This is a genomic window from Mycobacterium sp. E796 (assembly GCF_001672815.1).
Lineage (GTDB): Bacteria > Actinomycetota > Actinomycetes > Mycobacteriales > Mycobacteriaceae > Mycobacterium.
Genome location: NZ_LZKK01000343.1, coordinates 1 through 1,494 on the forward strand (window position 1 = coordinate 1; position 1,494 = coordinate 1,494).

A 1,494-nucleotide genomic window follows, 5' to 3' on the forward strand; every position below is an offset into this window, starting at 1 on the left:
GATAGTAAGCCCACCGGCTCCGTTCGCCGAGGAGCTCCGAATCCGGTGCCGGCCGAAGGCTGCGCAGATTGGCCAGTTGTGCATCGAGCCGGTCGAAAACCTCGACGAGGGGATCGGCTCGTAGCCGCTCCAACGTCAGTGCGTCGTCGGGCTCGTCGGGGTCGAGAACTTGCGCGCTGTGCGCGGTTACCTTGTGCTCGTCCATGGTGTTTCGTGTATAGCACCCGACCGGCGACGCGGGCGCCTAACCGCCGCGCTTGGCCGCTCACCAAGCGATTACGTCGGGGTCTCCTCGGCGAATTGGCCCCGCCGTATCAGGCTGGTGACGGCGGCATCCCAGCGCCGCAGCTGCGGCTCGGTGAAGAACGACTGGCCGAGGTAGACCTCGATGTACGGGTGCAGAATGATGGCGCCGATCCGCAGGATGAGCGGGTTGAGCACCCCCCAATCGGGATCGAGGTCGGATCGAAGGTTGCCGTGTTGCCCGAATTGGTCACCCTGCCCCGCGCTGATCGCCGCCAACCCGGTGAAGATCACCGACCCCAGTGCGCCGCCCTCGGCGAGCGCGCGCCCCAGGTAGGTCATGACGTCGGGACGTTGGACCATCAGCGCGATCAGGCGGCTGCCGGCTTCCTCGAGCGCGTCGGACTCCGGCTCGAGCGGCGCTGTGGGTTCCAATGCTTCACCCACCACCTGGAGGACGTACTGGTCGACAGCAGCGGTTAACGCGGCCTTGGTGTGGAAGTGGTGCTGCACCAGCCCAATCGAAACCTCCGCGGCCTCGGCGACCGCACGCAGCGGTGTGGCAGCAATACCGCGAACGGCAAAACAGCTCAGCGCGGCGTCACGAATCCGCTCCTTGGCCGACGGTTCGGGCGCAGGCGGCGGGTCGTAGGGAAACAACCGGGGAGGCTTCACGGCCGGACAATACACCGGCAGAGCGTCACGATATGGCGGTATCGGATTACCATATCTTCGTATCGTCACGGCTATGCGCGCCGCGGGAGCGGTCGACGGTCGACACGGTATTTGGGGGAACACCAAGCCATGGGTGATATCACGCCCATGTGACCGGCCGCGGCCCCGCCCACGACGACCTGGTTGCCGCCCGTGATCACCTCGTCGCCGACGAGCGGTGCTCCGGCAAGGTCGGGCTCGTCGGGTTTTGCATCGGCGCGAGGTTCGTTATGCAGCTGGCCCCCCGCGGCGTCTTCGACGTGGCAGCGCCGAACTACGGGCTGCTGCCTGGCGACGTCGAAGCGCTGCGCGAGTCGTGCCCGGTGGTCGCCAGCTTCGGCGCGAACGACCCCATCGTGCGGCGCGGCACCGCGGCCAGGCTTGAGGCCGTATTGGCGGAGAGTGACGTACCGCGTGACATCAAGGAATATCCCAATGTCGGCCACAGCTTCATGAACGACCACTGTGTTCCCGGGCCAATGCGGATAATTGCGGGGCTGGGCGGGATGGCTTATTCCGAACCCGAATCGGAGGACG

At 66.2% G+C, this 1,494-nt stretch carries 3 protein-coding genes; 1 reads left to right on the forward strand and 2 read right to left on the reverse strand.

All coding sequences use genetic code 11. From position 1 onward, the window contains the following. A partial coding sequence (locus A5706_RS28130; RefSeq protein ID WP_156767389.1) for a hypothetical protein occupies positions 1 to 205 on the reverse strand: 205 nt, incomplete at its 3' end. Positions 206 to 276: 71 nt separating this feature from the next. Further along, entirely contained in the window at positions 277 to 918 is a 642-nt protein-coding gene (locus A5706_RS28135; RefSeq protein ID WP_068138611.1) for a TetR/AcrR family transcriptional regulator, read from the reverse strand. Positions 919 to 1,067: 149 nt separating this feature from the next. On the opposite strand from A5706_RS28135, the gene A5706_RS28140 reads away from it, so the two are divergent. Then, positions 1,068 to 1,494: dienelactone hydrolase family protein (locus tag A5706_RS28140; RefSeq protein ID WP_197518011.1), on the forward strand; the 427-nt coding region annotated here is incomplete at its 3' end.